The organism is Pseudomonas sp. TSRC2-2 (assembly GCF_049897785.1).
In the GTDB taxonomy this organism is placed as follows: Bacteria; Pseudomonadota; Gammaproteobacteria; order Pseudomonadales; family Pseudomonadaceae; genus Aquipseudomonas.
On sequence record NZ_JAFCWZ010000001.1, the window covers coordinates 16718 to 37075 of the forward strand.

Annotated in this window: 21 protein-coding genes; 13 read left to right on the forward strand and 8 right to left on the reverse strand. The window is 59.8% G+C overall.

Translation table 11 applies throughout. From position 1 onward, the window contains the following. Positions 1–3 precede the first annotated feature (3 nt). The gene (locus ACP7D9_RS00090) at positions 4–228 is read left to right on the forward strand and encodes a DUF1161 domain-containing protein (protein ID WP_071173980.1); all 225 of its coding nucleotides are present in this window, start codon (positions 4–6) and stop codon (positions 226–228) included. A 163-nt stretch (positions 229–391) separates the two neighbouring features. Here ACP7D9_RS00090 and ACP7D9_RS00095 read toward each other — a convergent pair whose 3' ends face one another. Then, on the reverse strand, positions 392–1393 hold the full coding sequence (locus ACP7D9_RS00095) for an LLM class flavin-dependent oxidoreductase (RefSeq protein WP_056791299.1): 1002 nt from the start codon (positions 1391–1393) through the stop codon (positions 392–394). A gap of 241 nt (positions 1394–1634) precedes the next feature. Between ACP7D9_RS00095 and ACP7D9_RS00100 the strand changes: the two genes are divergently transcribed. Both ACP7D9_RS00100 and ACP7D9_RS00105 read left to right on the forward strand, forming a co-directional pair. Continuing rightward, positions 1635–2066, forward strand: coding sequence for an OsmC family protein (locus ACP7D9_RS00100; RefSeq protein WP_101159624.1), 432 nt, complete (start codon positions 1635–1637; stop codon positions 2064–2066). A gap of 240 nt (positions 2067–2306) precedes the next feature. Beyond that, positions 2307–2546, forward strand: a complete 240-nt coding sequence (locus tag ACP7D9_RS00105) for a DUF1161 domain-containing protein (protein ID WP_101159625.1) — start codon at positions 2307–2309, stop codon at positions 2544–2546. Positions 2547–2553: 7 nt separating this feature from the next. Here the strand turns inward: ACP7D9_RS00105 and ACP7D9_RS00110 are convergent, their stop codons facing one another. Further along, a complete protein-coding gene (locus tag ACP7D9_RS00110) occupies positions 2554–2973 on the reverse strand; it encodes a hypothetical protein (RefSeq protein ID WP_426154920.1) in 420 nt (139 codons plus the stop codon). 43 nt (positions 2974–3016) lie between these two features. Beyond that, positions 3017–3439, reverse strand: a complete 423-nt coding sequence (locus ACP7D9_RS00115; RefSeq protein WP_101159627.1) for a hypothetical protein — start codon at positions 3437–3439, stop codon at positions 3017–3019. Between the two features lie 58 nt (positions 3440–3497). Here ACP7D9_RS00115 and ACP7D9_RS00120 point away from each other — a divergent pair, with 58 nt between their 5' ends. After that, positions 3498–4574, forward strand: a complete 1077-nt coding sequence (locus tag ACP7D9_RS00120; protein ID WP_426154922.1) for an aminopeptidase — start codon at positions 3498–3500, stop codon at positions 4572–4574. Positions 4575–4671: 97 nt separating this feature from the next. Here the strand turns inward: ACP7D9_RS00120 and ACP7D9_RS00125 are convergent, their stop codons facing one another. Together ACP7D9_RS00125 and ACP7D9_RS00130 are read right to left on the reverse strand one after the other, a co-directional pair. Then, the gene (locus ACP7D9_RS00125; protein WP_426154924.1) at positions 4672–5325 is read right to left on the reverse strand and encodes an HAD family hydrolase; all 654 of its coding nucleotides are present in this window, start codon (positions 5323–5325) and stop codon (positions 4672–4674) included. A 28-nt stretch (positions 5326–5353) separates the two neighbouring features. Beyond that, positions 5354–5899, reverse strand: a complete 546-nt coding sequence (locus tag ACP7D9_RS00130) for a gamma carbonic anhydrase family protein (RefSeq protein WP_426154926.1) — start codon at positions 5897–5899, stop codon at positions 5354–5356. A gap of 62 nt (positions 5900–5961) precedes the next feature. Between ACP7D9_RS00130 and prlC the strand changes: the two genes are divergently transcribed. The 3 genes from prlC (at position 5962) to ACP7D9_RS00145 (ending at position 10441) form a co-directional block, all read left to right on the forward strand. Then, on the forward strand, positions 5962–8040 hold the full coding sequence (prlC, locus tag ACP7D9_RS00135) for an oligopeptidase A (RefSeq protein WP_426154928.1): 2079 nt from the start codon (positions 5962–5964) through the stop codon (positions 8038–8040). Beyond that, complete coding sequence (locus ACP7D9_RS00140; protein ID WP_101159631.1) at positions 8037–8321, forward strand: YheV family putative zinc ribbon protein; 285 nt, start codon at positions 8037–8039, stop codon at positions 8319–8321. The genes prlC and ACP7D9_RS00140 overlap by 4 nt, the downstream gene beginning before the upstream one ends. Before the next feature lie 92 nt (positions 8322–8413). Further along, entirely contained in the window at positions 8414–10441 is a 2028-nt protein-coding gene (locus tag ACP7D9_RS00145) for a M3 family metallopeptidase (RefSeq protein ID WP_426154929.1), read from the forward strand. Between the two features lie 8 nt (positions 10442–10449). Here the strand turns inward: ACP7D9_RS00145 and ACP7D9_RS00150 are convergent, their stop codons facing one another. Then, positions 10450–11094, reverse strand: a complete 645-nt coding sequence (locus ACP7D9_RS00150) for a tyrosine-protein phosphatase (protein ID WP_101159633.1) — start codon at positions 11092–11094, stop codon at positions 10450–10452. Positions 11095–11369: 275 nt separating this feature from the next. Between ACP7D9_RS00150 and ACP7D9_RS00155 the strand changes: the two genes are divergently transcribed. From ACP7D9_RS00155 to ACP7D9_RS00165, 3 genes are read left to right on the forward strand one after another with little or no spacing between them, the layout of a single operon-like run. Further along, positions 11370–12116 carry a gluconate 2-dehydrogenase subunit 3 family protein gene (locus ACP7D9_RS00155; RefSeq protein WP_101159634.1) on the forward strand — a complete coding sequence of 249 codons (747 nt, stop codon included), beginning with the start codon at positions 11370–11372 and terminating at the stop codon, positions 12114–12116. 2 nt (positions 12117–12118) lie between these two features. Beyond that, positions 12119–13903, forward strand: a complete 1785-nt coding sequence (locus ACP7D9_RS00160) for a GMC family oxidoreductase (RefSeq protein WP_313000529.1) — start codon at positions 12119–12121, stop codon at positions 13901–13903. Positions 13904–13915: 12 nt separating this feature from the next. Next, positions 13916–15217 carry a c-type cytochrome gene (locus ACP7D9_RS00165; RefSeq protein ID WP_101159636.1) on the forward strand — a complete coding sequence of 434 codons (1302 nt, stop codon included), beginning with the start codon at positions 13916–13918 and terminating at the stop codon, positions 15215–15217. 66 nt (positions 15218–15283) lie between these two features. Here the strand turns inward: ACP7D9_RS00165 and ACP7D9_RS00170 are convergent, their stop codons facing one another. Beyond that, positions 15284–15586: a hypothetical protein gene (locus tag ACP7D9_RS00170; RefSeq protein ID WP_426154932.1), complete on the reverse strand. Its 303-nt coding sequence runs from the start codon at positions 15584–15586 to the stop codon at positions 15284–15286. 246 nt (positions 15587–15832) lie between these two features. Here ACP7D9_RS00170 and ACP7D9_RS00175 point away from each other — a divergent pair, with 246 nt between their 5' ends. From ACP7D9_RS00175 to ACP7D9_RS00185, 3 genes are all read left to right on the forward strand, one after another. After that, entirely contained in the window at positions 15833–16891 is a 1059-nt protein-coding gene (locus tag ACP7D9_RS00175) for a PA0069 family radical SAM protein (protein WP_313000521.1), read from the forward strand. 237 nt (positions 16892–17128) lie between these two features. Next, positions 17129–17857, forward strand: coding sequence for a carbonic anhydrase (locus ACP7D9_RS00180; RefSeq protein WP_093096212.1), 729 nt, complete (start codon positions 17129–17131; stop codon positions 17855–17857). Positions 17858–17947: 90 nt separating this feature from the next. Further along, entirely contained in the window at positions 17948–19474 is a 1527-nt protein-coding gene (locus ACP7D9_RS00185; protein WP_426154934.1) for a SulP family inorganic anion transporter, read from the forward strand. 125 nt (positions 19475–19599) lie between these two features. Here ACP7D9_RS00185 and ACP7D9_RS00190 read toward each other — a convergent pair whose 3' ends face one another. After that, positions 19600–20250 carry a hypothetical protein gene (locus tag ACP7D9_RS00190; protein ID WP_093096227.1) on the reverse strand — a complete coding sequence of 217 codons (651 nt, stop codon included), beginning with the start codon at positions 20248–20250 and terminating at the stop codon, positions 19600–19602. Positions 20251–20358: the final 108 nt, after the last annotated feature.

Consider the following 20358-nt stretch of genomic DNA (forward strand, 5'->3'; position numbering starts at 1 on the left):
CCGATGAAGAAGTTCATGTTGGCAGTAGGTTTGTTAAGCCTTGCGGGTGGTGCGTTTGCAGCCGGCAAGCCATGTGAAGAGCTGAAAAGCGAAATCGCAGCCAAGCTCGACGCCAAAGGCGTTTCCGGTTATTCGCTGGAGGTTGTCGACAAGGGCGCAGCGGCTGACGGTGACGTCGTCGGCAGTTGCGAAGGCGGCAGCAAGGACATCGTCTACAAGCGCGGTTGATTGCGCCTGAAATACAAAAGCCGACGTGGATGCGTCGGCTTTTTTGTGGGCGATGATTTTGTGGGAAGGGGCTGCGGCACGCTGCGATCTTTTGTTGTCGATTTCAAATCACAATCAAAGGATCGCAGCCTCGTTTCACTCGACAGCTCCTACAAGGTTCGCGTTACCCCTTCATAACCTGGGCCAGCAGTTCGTAGGAATGGATGCGATCGGCGTGTTCGTAAAGATCACTGGTGAAAATCAGCTCATCCGCCTGGGTCTGCTCGATCAACACTTCAAGTTTGGCGCGGATCTTCTGCGGGCCGCCGACCATCGCCAGGCCGAGGAAATCGCCCACCGCCTCGCGCTCATGGGGCAGCCACAGGCCGTCCATGGTTTTAACCGGCGGACGCTGCACCAGGCTCTGCCCACGCATCAGCGCAAGAATTCGCTGGTACACCGACGTCGCCAGGTAATCGGCTTGCTCGTCGGTATCCGCTGCCACCAACGGCACACCGAGCATCACGTACGGCTTGTCGAGCACCGCCGATGGCTTGAAGTGGTTGCGGTAGATGCGAATCGCCTCATGCATGAAGCGCGGCGCGAAGTGCGAGGCGAAGGCGTAAGGCAGGCCCCGCTCGCCGGCCAGTTGTGCACTGAACAGGCTCGAACCGAGCAGCCAGACCGGCACGTTGGTGCCGGTGCCGGGCATGGCGATCACCCGTTGTTCCGGCGTGCGCGGACCGAGGTAGCGCATCAGCTCGGCGACGTCTTCGGGAAAATCGTCAGCACTGCCCGAGCGTTCGCGGCGCAAAGCGCGGGCGGTCATCTGGTCTGAGCCGGGCGCGCGGCCCAATCCCAGGTCGATTCGTCCCGGGTACAGGCTCTCTAGGGTGCCGAACTGCTCGGCAATGACCAGCGGCGCATGGTTGGGCAGCATTACCCCGCCGGAACCGACACGAATCGTCGACGTGCCACCGGCGAGATAGCCGAGCAACACCGATGTCGCTGAACTGGCGATGCCGTCCATGTTGTGGTGTTCGGCGACCCAGAAGCGCGTGTAGCCGAATTTCTCGGCATGCTGCGCCAGATCCAGCGAGTTGCGCAGCGATTGCGCTGCGCTGCCGTTTTCGCGCACGGGCACCAGGTCGAGGGTGGAAAATTTAACGTCGGACAGTTTTTTCATGAACCTGCATCTCCGGGTGGGGAGGCAGGTTTTTCTTTGCGAACGAAAACCTGCCAAATCCATAAGCGTGTTTTATGGAATGAGGGCATATACCCGAGATTCAATAGCAGCAGCGAAATTTCCTACTAAAAAAGTCAACGATTCAGCCAGGCTGAACTTTGTTCCGCCGTCTATCCTCAGAAGCCTTGCTAGTAAAAACCGCGAAGGCGCGGCGTACCGCGCCACATTTGAGGAGGCAGACATGGCTATCGTGAAAAAGGCATCGGCGCATTGGGAAGGCGATCTGAAAACCGGTCTCGGCTCGATCTCCACCGAAACCGGCGTGCTGCGAGAAGCGCCGTACGGCTTCAAGGCGCGCTTTGAAGGCGGCAAAGGCACCAACCCCGAAGAACTGATCGGTGCGGCCCATGCCGGCTGCTTCTCCATGGCATTCTCGATGATTCTCGGCGATGCCGGCCTTAAGGCAGACAGTATCGACACCAACGCCGAAGTCACCCTCGATCAGGTTGAAGGTGGTTTTGCGATCACTGCAGTGAAGCTGATTCTCAAGGCGAAGATCCCGGGCGCGACTCAGCAGCAGTTTGAAGAGCTGAGCAACAAGGCCAAGGAAGGTTGCCCGGTTTCCAAGGTCCTGAATGCGAAGATCACCCTTGAGGCTTCGCTGGTCAGCTGATCCGACGTTTGCCGGGCTGACGCCTTCGCGAGCAGGCTCGCTCCCACAGGGGATTTGTGCACGTCGCAGATCCAGTGTGGGAGCGAGCCTGCTCGTGAAGGCAATCTCGAAACCAGCTCAGCGGCCGGCAATTAATACAAGGTGTGAGCAAAGTCAGAACCCGCTCTGTAAAACTGTGGTCGAATAATCGACAGCAGCTTCAGCGCACGCCCGTGCGCGCTGCCTCAAGGAGCTTCATCGATGAAACGTATTGGCTTGGCGATCCTTTGCAGTGCACTGGCCACGTCCGCTATCGCAGCCCCGAAGGACTGCGAAGAGCTCAGAAAGGAAATCGAAATCAAGATTCAGGCGAAGGCGATCCCCTCGTACACCCTGGAAATCATCACGGCGGAAGAGGCGAAGCAGCACGACTCGGCCATGATCGTCGGTTCTTGCGAGAACGGCACCAAACGAATCATTTATCAGAAAAACGATAGCTGAGTGTCCGTCACGGCACGCAATTGATCTGCCGCTCGTTGGCCACGATTTGACCCTGAGCATTGATCAGGCGTGCACTGGGTGTGAAGGCCAGCGATCGTGCTTCCAGACGATAACGTTGCCCAGCCTCGAAACGGTCGTAAGCGAGGGTCATGTAGCACAGCCTTTCTTGCGGATCGCTGTCCATGCCCTGACCTCCGCCGAAGATCTCGAAGTCAAAGCGAACCGTCAGTTCATGGCGACCGGGCGCGACCTGGAAAAACCGCCCGTCCGACAGGCGCTGGTTATCCAGACGTTCGGCCATCAACACCTTACCGCCGGGGCTTGGCATGGCGAAGTCGACCCAGGCCTTGTCAGGATCGGCCGCCGGCAGCGGGGTCTGGCAGCCGGCGAGCACACTGGCGGCGAGCAATGTCGTCAACTTGCGCATGATTCAATGTCCTGGAAACGAGGGTTTCCCAGCATAGCGCCGATCAGCTGCTCTGGCAGCCCGCCGGCGTGCCCTGACCGACCACCTTGCGCTGTTCGTCATAAAGCTTGGCCCAAGGCCGGAAGCCGATGCTGCCAGCCTGCAACTGATAGCGTTGGCCGGCGTTGAAATCCTTGAATTTTACGTTCAACTGGCAATCACGCCGCAACGGCTCGGCATTCGGGCCGATGTTGGTGGCCTCGACCGGAAATTGATAGCGAACTTTAAGCTCATGGCTGCCGGGCTGTACCTCGAAATAGCGTTTATCGATGGCCTGCGTGGCATCGACTTGCACGGCTTGCAGCGCCGTGTCGTGTTGGCGGGCGTCGAGATCAATCCAGGCTTGCGAGGGGTCGGGATCGGGCATTCCAAATCCGGCACAACCGGCCAGCGTCAGCAGGCCACCTGTCAGCATCAACATGCGCATAGCGGAGCTCCTTGAGGCGGGATAGTCTTGGGGCAGACTTTCCGGGGAAGTTCTTATTTTGATCAGGCCGTTTTCCAGCCTTGGGTTACTTGATCGCGTTTTTCCGATTTTGTTTCCGGGTGTGTTGCTTTTGTTGCTCAACGGTTGCGCCGGCGTCAGCTACTACAGCCAGCTCGCCAGCGGACAACTGCAACTGCTGCGCGCGCGGGAGCCGGTCGAGAAGGTCATTGCCGACCCAGGCCGCGAAGCCAAATTGCGCGCGCATCTGGCCCAATCACAGAAGGCTCGCCTGTTCGCCAGCGAGCACCTGCACCTGCCGGACAACCGAAGCTATCGCCTGTACGCCGACATTGGCCGGCCGTTCGTGGTGTGGAATGTGTTCGCCACCGAGGAGTTTTCCCTCACGCCGCAAAATCACTGCTTTCCGATTGCCGGCTGCGTGGCGTACCGCGGCTACTACAGCCAGAGCGCCGCCCGTGGCGAAGCGGCGATTCAGCGACTGGAGGGCATGGACGTATCGATCGGCGGTGTCGAGGCGTACTCGACGCTTGGCTGGTTCGATGACCCAATCCTCAACTCGATGATGGGCTGGGGCGACGAGCGGCTGGCCACGCTGATTTTTCATGAGCTGGCGCACCAGCGCTTCTATGTGAAGGACGACACCGAGTTCAACGAGTCATTTGCCACGTTTGTCGAGCAGGAAGGCACGCGGCAGTGGCGCGCGTTTCGCGGGTTGCCGGCGGAGTCGGATGCCAGGCTCAAGCAGCGTGAGCAGTTCATCAGCCTCGTTCTCGACACGCGCTCACGGCTGGAAAAACTCTATGCGCAACCATTGCCCGCCGAGCAGATGCGTGAGCGCAAAGCGGCGGAGTTCGAGCGCTTGCGCAGCGACTATCGGGTAATGCGCGACAGTCGCTGGGCCGCAGACAAGCGTTATGACGCCTGGGTCAATGCGCCGCTGAACAACGCGCGGTTGCTGCCGTTCGGGCTGTATGACCAGTGGGTGCCGGCGTTTGCGGCGTTGTTCCAGCAGGTGGGTGGGGATTGGCCGAAGTTTTATGCCGAGGTTGAACGCTTGGGGAAGTTGCCGGTTGATGAGCGCAAGTCGGCGCTCAGAGCGTTGGCAGCATCCTGATTTCGCATTGGCTGAGCCGGTCTTTTCGCGAGCACACCCGCTCCCACAGGGGGAATGCATTCCAAACGCAGGAGCGGGCTTGCTCGCGAAAGCGGACTCATCCGCGCCGCAGGAATGCCTGATGCAACGCATCCAGCGTTTCAAAGTGATAGGCCGGCGCCTCTGCACTCAACTCTTCGAAACTGCCAAAGCCATACCCCACCGCTGCGGCATCCAGGCCATTGCTGCGTGCGCCGATCAGGTCGTGCTTGCGATCGCCGATCATCAGTGTCTGCGCCGGATCCAGCCCTTCTTCCTGCAGTAAATGCGCGATCAACTCGACCTTGTTGGTCCGCGTGCCGTCCAGTTCGCTGCCGTAGATCACTTTGAAATGCCGGGCAAAATCGAAATGCCGGGCGATTTCGCGGGCAAACACCCACGGCTTGGAGGTAGCGATGTACAACTGCCGTCCCTGCCCGCTCAAGGTTTCCAGCAGCGGCGTCACGCCATCGAACACTCGATTCTCGTAGAGGCCGGTGACCTTGAAGCGCTCGCGATAGAAATTCACCGCCTCCCAGGCCTTGGCTTCGTCGAAATCGTAAAATTGCATGAACGCTTGCAGCAGCGGCGGGCCGATGAAGTGTTCCAGTTTGCTCAGATCCGGTTCGTCGATGCCGAGATTGGCCAACGCAAACTGGATGGAGCGGGTGATGCCCTCACGCGGGTCGGTCAGGGTGCCATCGAGGTCGAACAGTACGGTCTGGTAATGCATGGAAATTCCCGAGCAGGTGTAGGGCGATTCAGAGCTGGTCGTAGCCTTCGGCCAGATGCAGGTCCTTGAGCTTGACGTAGTTCGCCGCGCTGTAAGTGAAGAAGGCGTTTTCCTTGTCGGTCAGCGCCCGCACCTGTTTTACCGGGCTGCCGACATACAGGAAGCCGCTCTGCAGGCGCTTGCCCGGCGGTACCAGGCTGCCGGCGCCGATGATCACATCGTCTTCAACCACGGCGCCGTCCATGACGATGCTGCCCATGCCGATCAGCACGCGGCTGCCGACGGTGCAGCCATGCAGCATGACCTTGTGGGCGATGGTCACGTCATCGCCGATCAGCAATGGAAAACCGTGCGGGTTGAACGGGCCGGCATGGGTGATGTGCAACACGCAGCCGTCCTGCACGCTGGTGCGCGCCCCGATGCGGATACGGTGCATGTCGCCACGGATCACCGTCAGCGGCCAGACCGAGCTGTCTTCGCCAATTTCGACGTCGCCGATCACCACCGCCGAACCGTCGACGAATGCGCCTTTGCTCAAGCGGGGGGTGTGATTCTGATATTTGCGAAGGGACACGATTAGTTCTCTCTCTGTCGCCGATAGCTGCGGTGAGTGTCGATTGTAATTAAGATGGGCGCATGTTTCTTCCAGCCAAGGTGCCAACCGTGAGCGTGAACAACCCTCTTTTGCAGTCCTACGACCTGCCGCCGTTCTCCACGATCCGTGCCGAACACGTCCTGCCCGCCATCGAAACCATCCTCGCGGACAACCGCGCCGCCATCGCCGAAATCCTCAAGACTCAAGGCAAGAACCCGACCTGGGCCGGTCTGGTATTGGCGATGGACGAACTCAACGATCGCCTCGGTGCGGCGTGGAGCCCGGTCAGCCATCTCAACGCCGTGTGCAACAGCGCCGAACTGCGTGAAGCCTACGAGTCCTGCCTGCCGGCCCTGAGCGCCTACTCCACCGAGATGGGTCAGAACCGCGAACTGTTCCAGGCCTATGAAGCATTGGCCAACAGCCCGGAAGCCGCCGGTTTCGACGTCGCGCAGAAAACCATTCTAGAACACGCGCTGCGCGACTTCCGCCTGTCGGGTATCGATCTGCCGGAAGCCGAACAGAAGCGCTACGCCGAAGTGCAGAGCAAACTGTCCGAGCTGGGCAGCCGCTTCTCCAACCAACTGCTCGACGCCACTCAGGCGTGGACCAAGCACGTCACCGACGACGCCGCCCTCGCCGGCCTGACCGACTCGGCCAAGGCGCAAATGGCCGCCGCCGCGCAAGCCAAAGGCCTCGACGGCTGGCTGATCACCCTGGAATTCCCGAGCTATTACGCGGTGATGACCTATGCGCAGGACCGTGCGTTGCGTGAGGAAGTCTACGCCGCCTACTGCACCCGCGCCTCGGATCAAGGCCCGAACGCCGGCCAGAACGACAACGGCCCGGTGATGGAAGAGATCCTCGACCTGCGCCAGGAACTGGCGCAACTGCTGGGCTTCGCCAGTTTCGCCGAGCTGAGTCTGGCGACAAAAATGGCCGAATCCAGCGATCAGGTGCTGAGTTTCCTGCGTGATCTGGCCCAGCGCAGCAAGCCATTCGCCGCGCAGGATCTGCAACAGCTGCGCGCTTACGCCGCCGAACAGGGCTGCGCCGACCTGCAAAGCTGGGACAGCGGTTTCTACGGTGAAAAACTGCGCGAGCAGCGCTACAGCGTCGCCCAGGAAACCCTGCGCGCCTACTTCCCGATCGATAAAGTCCTCAGCGGTCTGTTCGCCATCGTTCAGCGCCTGTACGGCATCGAGATCGCCGAGCAGAAAGGCTTCGACACCTGGCACCCGGACGTACGCCTGTTCGAGATCAAGGAAAACGGCCAGCACGTCGGCCGCTTCTTCTTCGACCTGTACGCCCGCGCCAACAAGCGCGGCGGCGCCTGGATGGACGGCGCCCGCGATCGTCGCCGCACCGTCGACGGCGTACTGCAGAACCCGGTGGCCAATCTGGTGTGCAACTTCACCCCGGCCGACAGCGGTAAACCGGCGCTGCTGACCCACGATGAAGTGACCACGCTGTTCCACGAGTTCGGCCATGGCCTGCACCACCTGCTGACCCGCGTCGAGCACGCTGGCGTATCGGGCATCAACGGCGTGGCCTGGGACGCGGTCGAGTTGCCAAGCCAGTTCATGGAAAACTGGTGCTGGGAGCCGGAAGGCCTTGCGCTGATTTCCGGCCACTACGAGACCGGCGAGCCACTGCCGCAGGACCTGCTGGAAAAAATGCTCGCGGCGAAGAACTTCCAGTCCGGCCTGATGATGGTGCGTCAGCTGGAGTTCTCGCTGTTCGACTTCGAACTGCACGCCACCCACGGTGACGGCCGCAGCGTGGCGCAAGTACTCGAAGGCGTGCGTGACGAGGTCTCGGTCATGCGTCCACCGGCGTACAACCGCTTCCCCAACAGCTTTGCGCACATCTTCGCTGGTGGTTATGCAGCGGGCTACTACAGCTACAAGTGGGCTGAAGTGTTGTCCGCCGATGCCTTCTCGAAATTCGAGGAAGACGGTGTGCTCAACGCTGACACCGGTCGGGCGTTCCGCGAAGCGATTCTGGCGCGCGGCGGCTCGCAGGCACCGATGGTGCTGTTCGTCGACTTCCGTGGCCGTGAGCCGTCGATTGACGCGCTGTTGCGCCATAGCGGCCTGAGTGAGGATGCGGCAGCATGAGCGACGGCCCTGTGATTACCAAAAAGCGCTTTATCGCCGGGGCGGTCTGCCCGGCGTGCAGCGAGCCGGACAAGTTGATGATGTGGAATGAGGACGGCGTGCCGCACCGCGAGTGCGTGGCCTGCGGTTATTCGGACACTCTGAATGAGCAAGGGCTGTCGGTGCCCAAGGAATTGGGCACGCGGGTCAATACCAGCGCGCTCAAGCCGCCAGCGGACAAGAAAGTCCAGGCCGTGCAGTTTTTCCCCAATCCGAAACTGAAGAAAAAATCTGACGAGTAAAGTCACCGCTGCGAGGTGGTATTCCTTTACCGCCTGATCTTCGCGCCTTGACCGTAGGCTGAGTTTTTCAGCCTACGGTCAAGGAAGACGCGATGCCCCCTGCCAACCCCCTGCTGCAACGCTGGCAACTGCCGGCCTGGTCCGAGATACAAGCCGAACATCTGATCCCCGCCTTCGATGCCATCGTTGCTGACAACCAGCGGATCATCGCCGAGGTGATCGCCACGCAGACCGTCCACCCGAACTGGGATGATCTGGTGATCGCCATCGACGAAGCCGACGCACGGATCGCCGAAGCCATCGCCATCGTCGAAGTGCTCGACACGGTCAAAGGCGCTGACCCCGAATGGCTAGCGCAAAGCGCGCAGTGCAGCCTGACAGCGAAGCGCTACCGCTCGCAGAAATTTGCCAACCTGGCGCTTTATCGCACGTATCAAGGTCTGGAGCGGAGCCCGATCGCCGCTAGCTTCGATGCGTTTCGCAAGGCATCGCTGGCCAAAACCCTGCTCGGTTTCCGTCTGACAGGCATTGAATTGCCCGCCGAACAACGACAGCGGCTGGCCACGCTTACCGGCGAAATTGACCTTCAACAGCAAATATTCTTGATCAATCTGCAGCGCAGCAACGCGGCCTGGACCCGTCAGATCGACGACATTGCCACGCTTGACGGTCTGTCTGTGGAGTTCAGGGATCGATTGGCGCTCAACGCGCGTCAGGCCGGAAAAACCGGCTGGCTGCTGACGCTCGATCACAACACTTATGAATACCTGATGAAAAATGCGCGCGACCGCCGTTTGCGTGAGGCGTATTTTATCGCCTTCAATACCCGGGCCTCGGATCAGGGGCCGCATGCTGGCCGGTTTGACAACGGCCCGGTCTTGCAGAAACTGCTCGCGCTGCGCCATGAGCAAGCCCGATTGCTCGGGTTTGAGAGCTTTGCTCATTTGCGCCTTTCCCAGCAAATGGCTGCCTCACCGGTTCAGGTCGAAGCGTTCCTGAAACAGCAGATCGCGCACAATCAAGCAGCGCTGGAACAGGACACACGGGGCTTGCAGGCATTCGCCGCAACTCATGGAGTCGAAGAGTTGCAGGCCTGGGATTTCGACTATTTCGTTGAACAATGGCGCCAGCAGCATTCGGCGAGCGCACTCAAAGGCCTTCGCCAGTATTTCGCACTGGACGAAACGCTGAACCGGTTCTGCCAGTTCATCGAGCATCTGTTCGGCGTCAAACTGACCGAGCGCAAAGACCTCAGCCATTGGCACGAAACGGTGCGGCTATTGGAAGTCAGCGAATACGATCAAGTCATCGGGTTTATCTACATCGACCTCTTTCATCGCCAGGACGCACCCGACTATGCCATGACCCACACCGTGCGCGACCACCATATCAATGCAGAAGGTCGGCCGGCCCTGCCGATCGCCATCCTCCATTGCAATTTTCCGCCCATCAGCGGCGACCACCTCGGCGTGCTGGCGCACAAGGATTTGCGCGTACTGTTTCACGAGTTCGGGCATTGCCTGCAGCATGTGCTGACCCGCTCGCCTCACCATAACCTTTCGGGTATCTCGCAAATGGGCCGTGACTCAGCGGAATTCGCCGGGCAGCTGTTCGAGCAGTTCAGCCTGTCGGACGAGCTTCTTGAGTGGCTGTCCGCGCATTACCAGAACCGTGTGCCGTTGGGCCGTCCGCGGATCAAGTCAGCGCTGACAGCCCTCGCGGCGCACACCAGCCGTGGAACCGCGACGCTACTGCTTCAATCACTGCTCGATCTTGAATTGCACCGCAGCGAGGCCAATGGCCGCAACGTACAACAGTGCCTCGACACGGTGCTGCAACAGATACCGCAACTGAACCTGCCGGCCTATTGCCGGTTTGCCAACGGTTTCGATTATCTGGTCACCGGTTACGAAGCCTCGGTGTACGCCTACAAATGGTCAGGCGTGCTGGCATCCGAAGCGTTCAAGCGCGTCGAACGCGAAGGTGTGTTCAACACACAGACCGGTCGCGGACTGCGCGAAGCGTTTTTCTCCGGCGAATCGGTTTCGCTGCCGGACGCAATGGAGAAATTTCTCGGCCATCCAATACCTGCCGAACTCTTTCCAGCACGGCCGGATTAATCCGCAAGCTACTCGACGTGGGCCGACTGGAACCAGCTTTTCATGGAGCAGGTGGCGAAGGCGCTGGTGCTGCAATCACCGTTTGCCAGCGCTGTGCGCAACTTGTCGACATCCGCCTGCATCATGTAGCGAATCCCGTCCTTGAAGTGGGTGCTGTCGCCGAAACCGCCTTGGGTCATTTCGCTCAGGGCGTCCTCTTTGCTCCACCCCTGCACCACGACTCGATACATGGCCGCCATCAGCCCGCTGCGATCGGAACCGTGCTTGCAATGCATCAACACCGGGCCGCTGGCTTCGGCCGCCTGGATGGCACGCAACGTCTTGAGCACGTCGCTGTCGTCGACATGATTAGTGCGATACGGCAACTGCACTTGCCTGACCCCAGGCGTAGAAAGCCAGTCGCTGTCGGTTTCAGGCAGGAAGTTGATCACCGTGGCCACGTGCAGACTGTTCAGCAATGGCACCGCGCCTCGGTTCGGCAGGGCGCTGCGATACAGGGTCGGCGACATGCGGAACAGATTGAACTGCGCCTCGACCGGCTGCGCCCACTCGGGCGGACGAGGCGACGCCGCGTCGGCCGCCTGCGCGGCACTGCCGTACAACAGCGCAACAAACGAAAAACACAACGCGGGGAACAAGTGCACTCGAGACATGCTGGGCTGACCGATTCGGCAATCTTCATGGAAGGAGTTGCAGCTTCGCGGCTCAGCGGTCAATGCGCCGTGAGCCGGCCGTCAAAGAAATGTGAATCGTCGCCTCACGGGCTTTTTTCCGCCCAAACGGTTTTTCTTGATGCTTAGCCTGCTACCATTTGTCACATGATGTTGCAGACGTGGCGCCCATAGTCGGGCCAGAAACTCGTCATCGCGACGCACCATTCCTCGAGCCGCTCGCAGAAGCGGCTGACTTTTATGCCTGATGAGGTCCCATGTCTGATCAAGATCGAGACAACCCGCGGCGCGAGTTCTTGCGCAAATCCTTGACCCTGATTCCGGTGGTCACGCTCGCCGGTACTGGCCTGGGCAGCAGCGTGCTGCAAGCTGCACCTGAAACTGCGCCCGCCAAACCTGCGGCCCAGCCGGTTCGCGCCGAGGCCGGCGAGTACCAGCCCGGCTATTTCACCGCTGAGGAGTGGGCATTCATCAATGCCGCCGTCGCGCAATTGATCCCCAACGATGCTCAAGGCCCCGGTGCCCTCGAAGCCGGCGTGCCGGAATACATCGATCGTCAGATGAACACGCCGTACGCCGCAGGCGCGCTCTGGTACATGCAAGGCCCGTTCAATGCCGACGCTGCGCCTGAGATGGGCTGGCAGAGCAAACTGGTACCCAAAGACATTTACCGCCTCGGCATCGCCGCAACGGATCAGTGGGTTAAACAACTCAGCGGCAAAACTTTTGCCGAGCAAGACAGCGCTACCCGAGACGATCTGCTCAAACAACTCGAAGCCGGCACGCCGCAGTTCGACGCGGTACCGGCGAAGATTTTCTTCAATTTGCTGCTGCAAAACACCAAGGAAGGCTTCTTCTGCGACCCGATCCATGGTGGCAATAAAGGCATGGTCGGCTGGACCATGATCGGCTTCCCCGGCGCCCGCGCCGATTTCATGGATTGGGTGGAACGCAACGAGCAATACCCCTTCCCGGCAGTGTCGATTCGCGGCGAGAGGGCGTAAGCATGGCAACGGTAATGAAGAAAGTGGATGCAGTCATCGTCGGTTTCGGCTGGACCGGCGCGATCATGGCCAAGGAATTGACCGAAGCGGGCCTCAACGTGCTGGCGCTGGAGCGCGGGCCGATGCAGGACACCTACCCCGACGGCAACTATCCACAGGTGATCGACGAACTCACCTACAGCGTGCGCAAAAAACTCTTTCAGGACATCTCCAAAGAGACGGTGACCATTCGCCACAGCGTCAACGACATCGCCCTGCCCAACCGCCAGTTGGGCGCGTTCCTGCCCGGCAATGGCGTCGGCGGCGCCGGCCTGCACTGGTCGGGGGTGCACTTTCGAGTCGATCCGATTGAATTGCGCATGCGCAGCCATTACGAAGAACGCTACGGCAAAAGCTTCATTCCCAAGGACATGACCATCCAGGACTTCGGCGTCAGCTATGAGGAGCTGGAACCGTTTTTCGACTTCGCGGAAAAAGTCTTCGGCACCTCCGGCCAGGCCTGGACCGTGAAGGGCCAATTGGTCGGTCAGGGCAAGGGCGGCAACCCCTATGCGGCGGACCGCTCCAATCCGTTTCCGCTTGAAGCGCAGAAAAACACCGTGTCCGCACAGCTGTTCGGCAAAGCGGCTACAGAAGTCGGTTACAAACCCTACAACCTGCCTTCCGCTAATACTTCTGGGCCCTACACCAATCCCTACGGCGCACAGATGGGCCCGTGCAATTTCTGCGGTTTCTGCAGCGGCTATGTCTGCTACATGTATTCCAAGGCGTCGCCGAACGTGAACATTCTGCCGGCGCTCAAGCCGCTGCCGAATTTCGAACTGCGGCCCAATTCCCATGTACTGCGGATCAATCTCGACAGCAGCAAGAGCAAAGCCACTGGCGTGACGTATATCGACGGCCAGGGCCGCGAGATCGAGCAGCCGGCGGATCTGGTGATTCTCGGCGCCTTTCAGTTGCACAACGTGCGTCTGATGCTGCTCTCCGGGATCGGCAAACCCTACGACCCGATCAGTGGTGAAGGCGTGGTCGGGCGTAACTTCGCCTACCAGAACATGGCCACGATCAAGGCGTTCTTCGACAAGGACACCCACACCAACAATTTCATCGGCGCTGGCGGCAACGGTGTGGCGGTGGACGATTTCAACGCCGACAACTTCGACCACGGCCCGCACGGCTTTGTCGGCGGTTCGCCGATGTGGGTCAACCAGGCCGGCAGCCGACCGATTGCCGGCACCTCGAACCCGCCGGGCACACCGGCGTGGGGCAGTGCGTGGAAACGCGCCACTGCTGATTACTACACCCACCAGGTGTCGATGGACGCCCACGGCGCGCATCAATCCTACCGTGGCAACTACCTCGATCTCGACCCGGTGTACCGCGACGCCTATGGTTTGCCGCTGTTGCGCATGACCTTCGACTGGCAGGAAAACGACATCAAGATGAACCGTTTCATGGTCGAGAAAATGGGCAAGATTGCCCAAGCCATGGGCCCGAAAGCCATCGCGGTGATCGGCAAGCAAGTCGGCGACCATTTCAACACTGCCTCGTATCAGACCACCCACCTCAACGGTGGCGCGATCATGGGCACCAATCCGAAGACCAGCGCGCTGAACCGCTACTTGCAGAGCTGGGATGTGCACAACGTGTTCGTCCCGGGCGCATCGGCGTTTCCGCAGGGCCTGGGCTACAACCCGACCGGGCTGGTCGCGGCGCTGACCTACTGGTCGGCGAAAGCGATCCGCGAGCAATACCTGAAAAACCCCGGCCCGCTGGTTCAGGCTTAAGGAGCGATGACCATGAAAAATTTCGTTATCGCCACCCTCGCCCTGCTGGGCAGCACCGCAGTTTATGCGGCGCAAGCTGATCAGAATCTGATCAAGCAAGGTGAGTACCTGGCCCGCGCCGGTGACTGCGTGGCCTGCCACACGGCCAAGGGCGGCAAGCCCTTCGCCGGTGGGTTGCCGATGGAGACGCCGATCGGCACGATCTACTCGACCAACATCACCCCGGATAAAACCGGCCTCGGCGATTACAGCTTCGAGGACTTCGACCAGGCCGTGCGCCATGGCGTGGCCAAAAACGGCAGCACCTTGTACCCGGCGATGCCGTATCCGTCTTACGCACGGGTCAATCAGGCCGACATGCAAGCGCTGTATGCGTACTTCATGCACGGCGTCGAACCGGTGGCGCAGGAGAACAAGGCCAGCGACATCCCGTGGCCGTTGAGCATGCGCTGGCCGTTGATGGGCTGGCGTTGGCTGTTCGCGCCGAAAGTCGAGGATTACAAGGCCACTTCAGACGACCCGGTGATTGATCGCGGGGCGTACCTGGTTGAAGGCCTCGGCCACTGTGGCGCCTGCCACACGCCGCGCGCGCTGACCATGCAGGAAAAATCCCTGAGCGCGGCGGACGGCAGCGAATTTCTTGCCGGCAGTGCACCACTCGAAGGCTGGATCGCCAAGAGCCTGCGCGGCGATCACAAGGATGGTCTGGGCAGCTGGAGTGAAGGGCAACTGGTGCAATTCCTCAAGACCGGGCGCAGTGATCGCAGTGCGGTGTTCGGAGGCATGAGCGATGTAGTCACCCACAGCATGCAGTACATGAGCGATACCGACCTCACCGCGATTGCCCGTTATCTGAAGTCGCTGCCGGCCAATGATCCAGCGGATCAGCCGCACCAATACGACGAGAAAGTGGCCAAAGCGCTTTGGAATGGCGATGACAGCCAACGCGGCGCATCGGTGTACATCGACAACTGCGCGGCCTGTCATCGTACTGATGGCCATGGCTACACCCGAGTGTTCCCGGCGCTGGCGGGCAATCCGGTGCTACAGACGGACGATCCGACTTCGCTGATCCACATCGTGCTCAAGGGCGGAACACTGCCCGCGACGCACGCCGCACCCTCGACATTTACGATGCCCGGTTTCGCCTGGCGTCTGTCGGACCAGGAAGTGGCGGATGTGGTGAGTTTCATTCGTGGCAGCTGGGGCAACAAGGGCGCGGAAGTCAGTGCCAAGGAGGTTGCGCATCTGCGCAGTGAAGATATGCAAAACACGTCCGGGGATGATCTCGGCCAGGTCACTCAACACAACTAAAAATAAAACCCTGCATGAAATATTCATGCAGGGTTTTCATTTATGAGGTGTTAGCAATAGTTGTGCTTACGGATTAATGATTGCCACATAAGCTTTGGCCAATGCGATCAACTTTTCCTTGTCATCGCTATCAATGTCACCGTCGCCGTCGACATCTTTCTTGTCGGTACGAATGGAGAAGGTCTTACCCTTGTCGGCCGATACCGCTACGACGTAAATCGAATCGACCAGAGTCTCGGTCGATAGCTGTTGCTCTGCATCCCAGCCCAGTTCCTTGCGCGCCAGTTGCAGTGAAACAATAGTGTTGGAGTCGGTGATACTCGGCTGCATCATTTGCAGAAAAACACCGCGTTGGTTCAAATACGACATTCAATCAAATCCTTTTAATTAGTTGGCCGGAGTCTGTTGCCGGTAGTTCCAGAGCCTATATAGGGAACCTGAGATCGGCAATTAGGCATCTGTATCTTCACTTGTCGTTAATCAAGCAAAAAATATATCCGTCGCAAACTTCATCAGCCAGCGGCATGGCCATTTTCGATAGCATCGCTGAACGGTACTGGATCACAGCGCACACCCTCGGATACTGTATGCATATACAGAGCAGAGGTTCGTTCGATGATCACTCCAGTACCACCCCGCGGCCGCGGCACCGCCACCAACCCGCACAACCGCTTCGCGCCCAGTCGTTCGGTGGCCGAGGATGATGGCTGGTATCAGGAAGTGCCGCAGACGCAAAACACCGAAGTGATCATCGAAAAAGCCAAATCGATCATCAGCCGCAACACCTCGCCGGATCTGCCCTTCGACCGCTCGCTTAACCCCTATCGAGGCTGCGAGCATGGCTGCATTTATTGCTACGCACGCCCCAGTCACGCCTATTGGGACATGTCGCCGGGCCTCGACTTCGAAACCCGGCTGATTGCCAAGACCAACGCCGCCCTGATTCTTGAAGAACAGCTGAGCAAACCAGGCTATCAATGCGCGCCGATCAATCTGGGCTCCAACACCGACCCGTATCAGCCGATCGAGCGGGAATACAAAATCACCCGCCAGACCCTGAAAGTGCTGCTGCGCTATCGACACCCGGTAACCATCGTCACCAAAGGCTCGCTGATTCTGCGCGATCTCGATTTGCTCACCGAACTGGCGCAGCAACGGCTGGTGTCGGTGATGATCAGCCTGACCACCCTGGACGACGAACTGAAACGCATCCTCGAACCGCGCGCCGCTGCGCCCAAGGCGCGCCTGCGCGCAATCCGGGTGATGCGCGAAGCAGGCATTGCGGTCGGCGTGCTGTGTTCGCCGATGATTCCGATGATCAATGACAACGAGATCGAAAGCCTGCTCACCGAAGCCCACGCCGCCGGTGCGCAAAGCGCCGCATACATGATGCTGCGCCTGCCGCTGGAAGTCGCGCCGCTGTTCGAGGAGTGGTTGCAGGCGCACTATCCGCAACGCGCCGCGCATGTGCTGAGCCTGATTCGTCAGAGTCGCGGCGGCGAACTCTACGACAGCCGTTTCGGTGCGCGTATGCGCGGTGAAGGACCGTTTGCCGAACTGCTCGCACAAAGATTCGCCAAGACCATCAAAAAGCTTGGTCTGAACAAACGCGAGGGCTATAACCTCGACTGCACGGCCTTCTGTCCGCCGGGTCGCCAGATGTCGTTGATTTAGCGACAATTGGCTTTGGGTTGACGGGTTGGACTCCTTCCGCCGAAACACGCCAGTCACGTTTTTTGTGACCTGGAACACACGTTCTAGAGCGTTTCATTCAGTTTCAATTAAGTTTCGGCGGCTACCTTGTTCATCGAGTGACTGACGGGTCGGGATGACCCGGATGGTTTAAACAGCCACTGGCTTCATACCGGAATACCGGGGAAGACTCCCTGAATCCGCACAAGAGGATCAATCATGAGTGACAAGGATAAACAGTCGTTGGCTGCCTCGGCGCAAAGCCCTGAAGCGGAATCCGCCGATGCAGCACTGCGACAGATCGTTGATGGCTTTTTACGTTTTCATCATGACGTTTTTCCGCAGCAGGAAGAACTGTTCAAGAAGCTCGCCACCGCCCAGGCGCCCAAGGCGATGTTCATCACCTGCGCCGACTCGCGCATCGTTCCCGAGCTGATCACCCAGAGTTCGCCAGGCGATCTGTTCGTGACCCGTAACGTCGGCAACGTGGTTCCGCCGTACGGCCAGATGAACGGCGGCGTTTCCACCGCTATCGAGTACGCGGTACTGGCGCTGGGCGTGCAGCACATCATCATTTGCGGCCACTCCGATTGCGGCGCCATGCGGGCGGTACTCAACCCCGACAGCCTGGAAAAAATGCCGACGGTCAAAGCCTGGCTGCGCCACGCCGAAGTCGCGAAAACCATGGTGCACGACAACTGTAACTGCACCGACGAAAAAGAAAGCATGCCGATCCTCACCGAGGAAAACGTCATCGCCCAATTGCAGCACTTGCGTACCCATCCTTCGGTAGCCTCGCGCATGGCGAACGGTCATCTGTTCATCCATGGCTGGGTCTACAACATCGAAACCAGCGAAATCAAAGCTTACGACGCGGACCAGGGTCGTTTCCTGCCTCTCGACGGCAGCCATCCGATTCCTGTGGCGACGCCCAAAGCGCGCTTCTAAATCTTCCCAACAATCTGTGTGGTATGACGCCGGCCGCTGATTCAGCGGCCCGGCCTCGCCACGCCTGAAGAAAACTTCGGGAGAATCGCCATGCGTGCGGCTCAATTGAAAGCGGTGTTGCCACGGGAGCTGCTCGCTTCCGTGGTTGTGTTTCTGGTCGCCCTGCCGCTGTGCATGGGCATCGCGATTGCGTCAGGGCTGCCGCCGGCCAAGGGTCTGATCACCGGGATCATCGGCGGTCTGGTGGTCGGTTGGCTGGCGGGTTCGCCGTTGCAGGTCAGCGGGCCGGCGGCGGGGCTTGCGGTGTTGGTGTTCGAACTGGTGCGCCAGCACGGCATCGAGATGCTCGGGCCGATTCTGCTGCTCGCCGGATTTCTGCAACTGGTCGCCGGGCGCCTGAAGCTTGGCTGCTGGTTCCGCGTCACGGCGCCAGCGGTGGTCTACGGCATGCTCGCGGGCATCGGCGTGTTGATTGTGCTTTCGCAAATCCATGTGATGCTCGATGCCAAGCCGCAACCCTCCGGGCTCGACAACCTCACGGCATTTCCGTCGGCCGTGGCGCAAGCCTTGCCGTCGTTCGGCTGGCAGGCGGGTCTGCTCGGGTTGTCGACAATTGCGGTGATGTGGCTGTGGGAAAAATTCCGTCCACATTCGCTGCGTTTCGTTCCCGGTGCGTTGCTGGGTGTCGGTCTGGCAACAGCCGCGAGTCTGCTGCTGGCATTGCAGGTCAAGCGTGTTGAAGTGCCGGCGAATCTGGCCGAAGCGATCGATTGGCTCAAGCCTGCCGACCTGATGAGCCTGGCCGACCCGACGCTGCTGATTGCCGCGTTCGCCGTAGCGTTCATTGCCAGTGCCGAAACCCTGTTGTCGGCGGCAGCGGTGGATCGCATGCACAGCGGTGTGCGTTCGGACTTCGACCGTGAACTGTCGGCGCAAGGTGTCGGCAACATGCTCTGCGGCCTGGTCGGCGCGCTGCCGATGACCGGGGTGATCGTGCGCAGTTCGGCCAACGTCCAGGCCGGTGCGACCACGCGTTATTCGACAATTTTCCATGGCCTGTGGCTGCTGGCATTCGTGCTGTTGCTGTCGAGCGTGCTGCAAAGCATCCCGGTGGCGAGCCTGGCGGGCGTGCTGGTGTATACCGGTTTCAAACTGGTCGACCTCAAAGCCTTTCGTGGCCTGGGTCGATACGGGCGGATGCCGATGTTCACCTACGCTGCCACAGCGCTGGCGATCATCTTCACTGATCTGTTAACCGGCGTGCTGATCGGTTTCGGCCTGACCATGTTGAAGCTGGCACTCAAGGCTTCGCGCCTGAAAATCAGCCTGATGGACCTGCCGCAGGACGGCGAGATGGAATTGCGTCTGGTCGGTGCGGCAACCTTCCTCAAAGTGCCGGCGCTGACCCAGGTGCTGGGCAGCATTCCCCACGGCACGACGGTGCATGTGCCGCTCAACAACCTGAGCTACATCGACCACTCGTGTCTGGAACTGCTGGAAGAATGGGGCCGGGCGAATGCGGCGAAGGGTTCGAAGCTGTTGATCGAGTCGCGCGGATTGAAGCGCAGGCTGGAAGGCCGGGTGCGAACCAATACCGGGATCGGTGCGGCGGGTTGAATCTGCGGGTTGAACTCGCCCCCCTGTAGGAGCTGCCGCAGGCTGCGAACTTTTGATCTTGATTTTGAAAAACAACATCAAAAGATCGCAGCCTGCGGCAGCTCCTACATTGAACTGTGTATGACTCAGGCAGCAGGCTGATCCAGCTCAAGCCCCACACCCAACCGGCGGCTCATGCACGGCCAGCGTTTCCACGCCGCGCCGGTGTCCGGGCTGCTGAGTTTGTCACGGTAGGCTTCCACCGACTCCAGGGCAAAGCTCTCGTCGTTGAGCATCTCGTCGATCGCGTGATGCACCGCTTCGTCCAGTTGGTTGGCGAATGCCTCACCGATCAATTGATGAGCAATCAAATTGGCGACCGTCATGTCCAGGGGGATCAGTGGCTGGCCGAAATGCTTGATGTACAGGTCGTTGACCTCTTCGACAAAACGGTGCGCCAGATAGGCCTCGTCGAGCAGGCTGTCCAGGCCGACATGCCCGGCCATGATGGCCGGCGGCTGGAGGAAATACTGCTCGGCAATTTTCAGCACCGGTTTGATCTGCGATTCGATTCCCGCTTCCCTGGCGACTTCATTGGCTGCGTCCAGCAGGTCGGGTACTTCATCGATGTAGGCGGCGACAAAACGCGTCAGCACGCCGTTGGCGTCGGCTTCCGGCAACTGGATCGCCGGGTGCAGGTGAGGCAGTTTGCTTTCCAGCTGACGGGTCAGCAGGCCGGTGTCTTTTTCGTGTTGTTGGGCTTTTTGGATCTGCTCGCGCAATGCGGCGGTGTTCATGAAAACTCCAGGAAACAAGGCAATGAAATAGGGAAGACATAACTTAGCTGGCTTACGAAAAACGCTAAGACGCATTTGTCATAATTATTTCATCCTTGATGCAGCTGC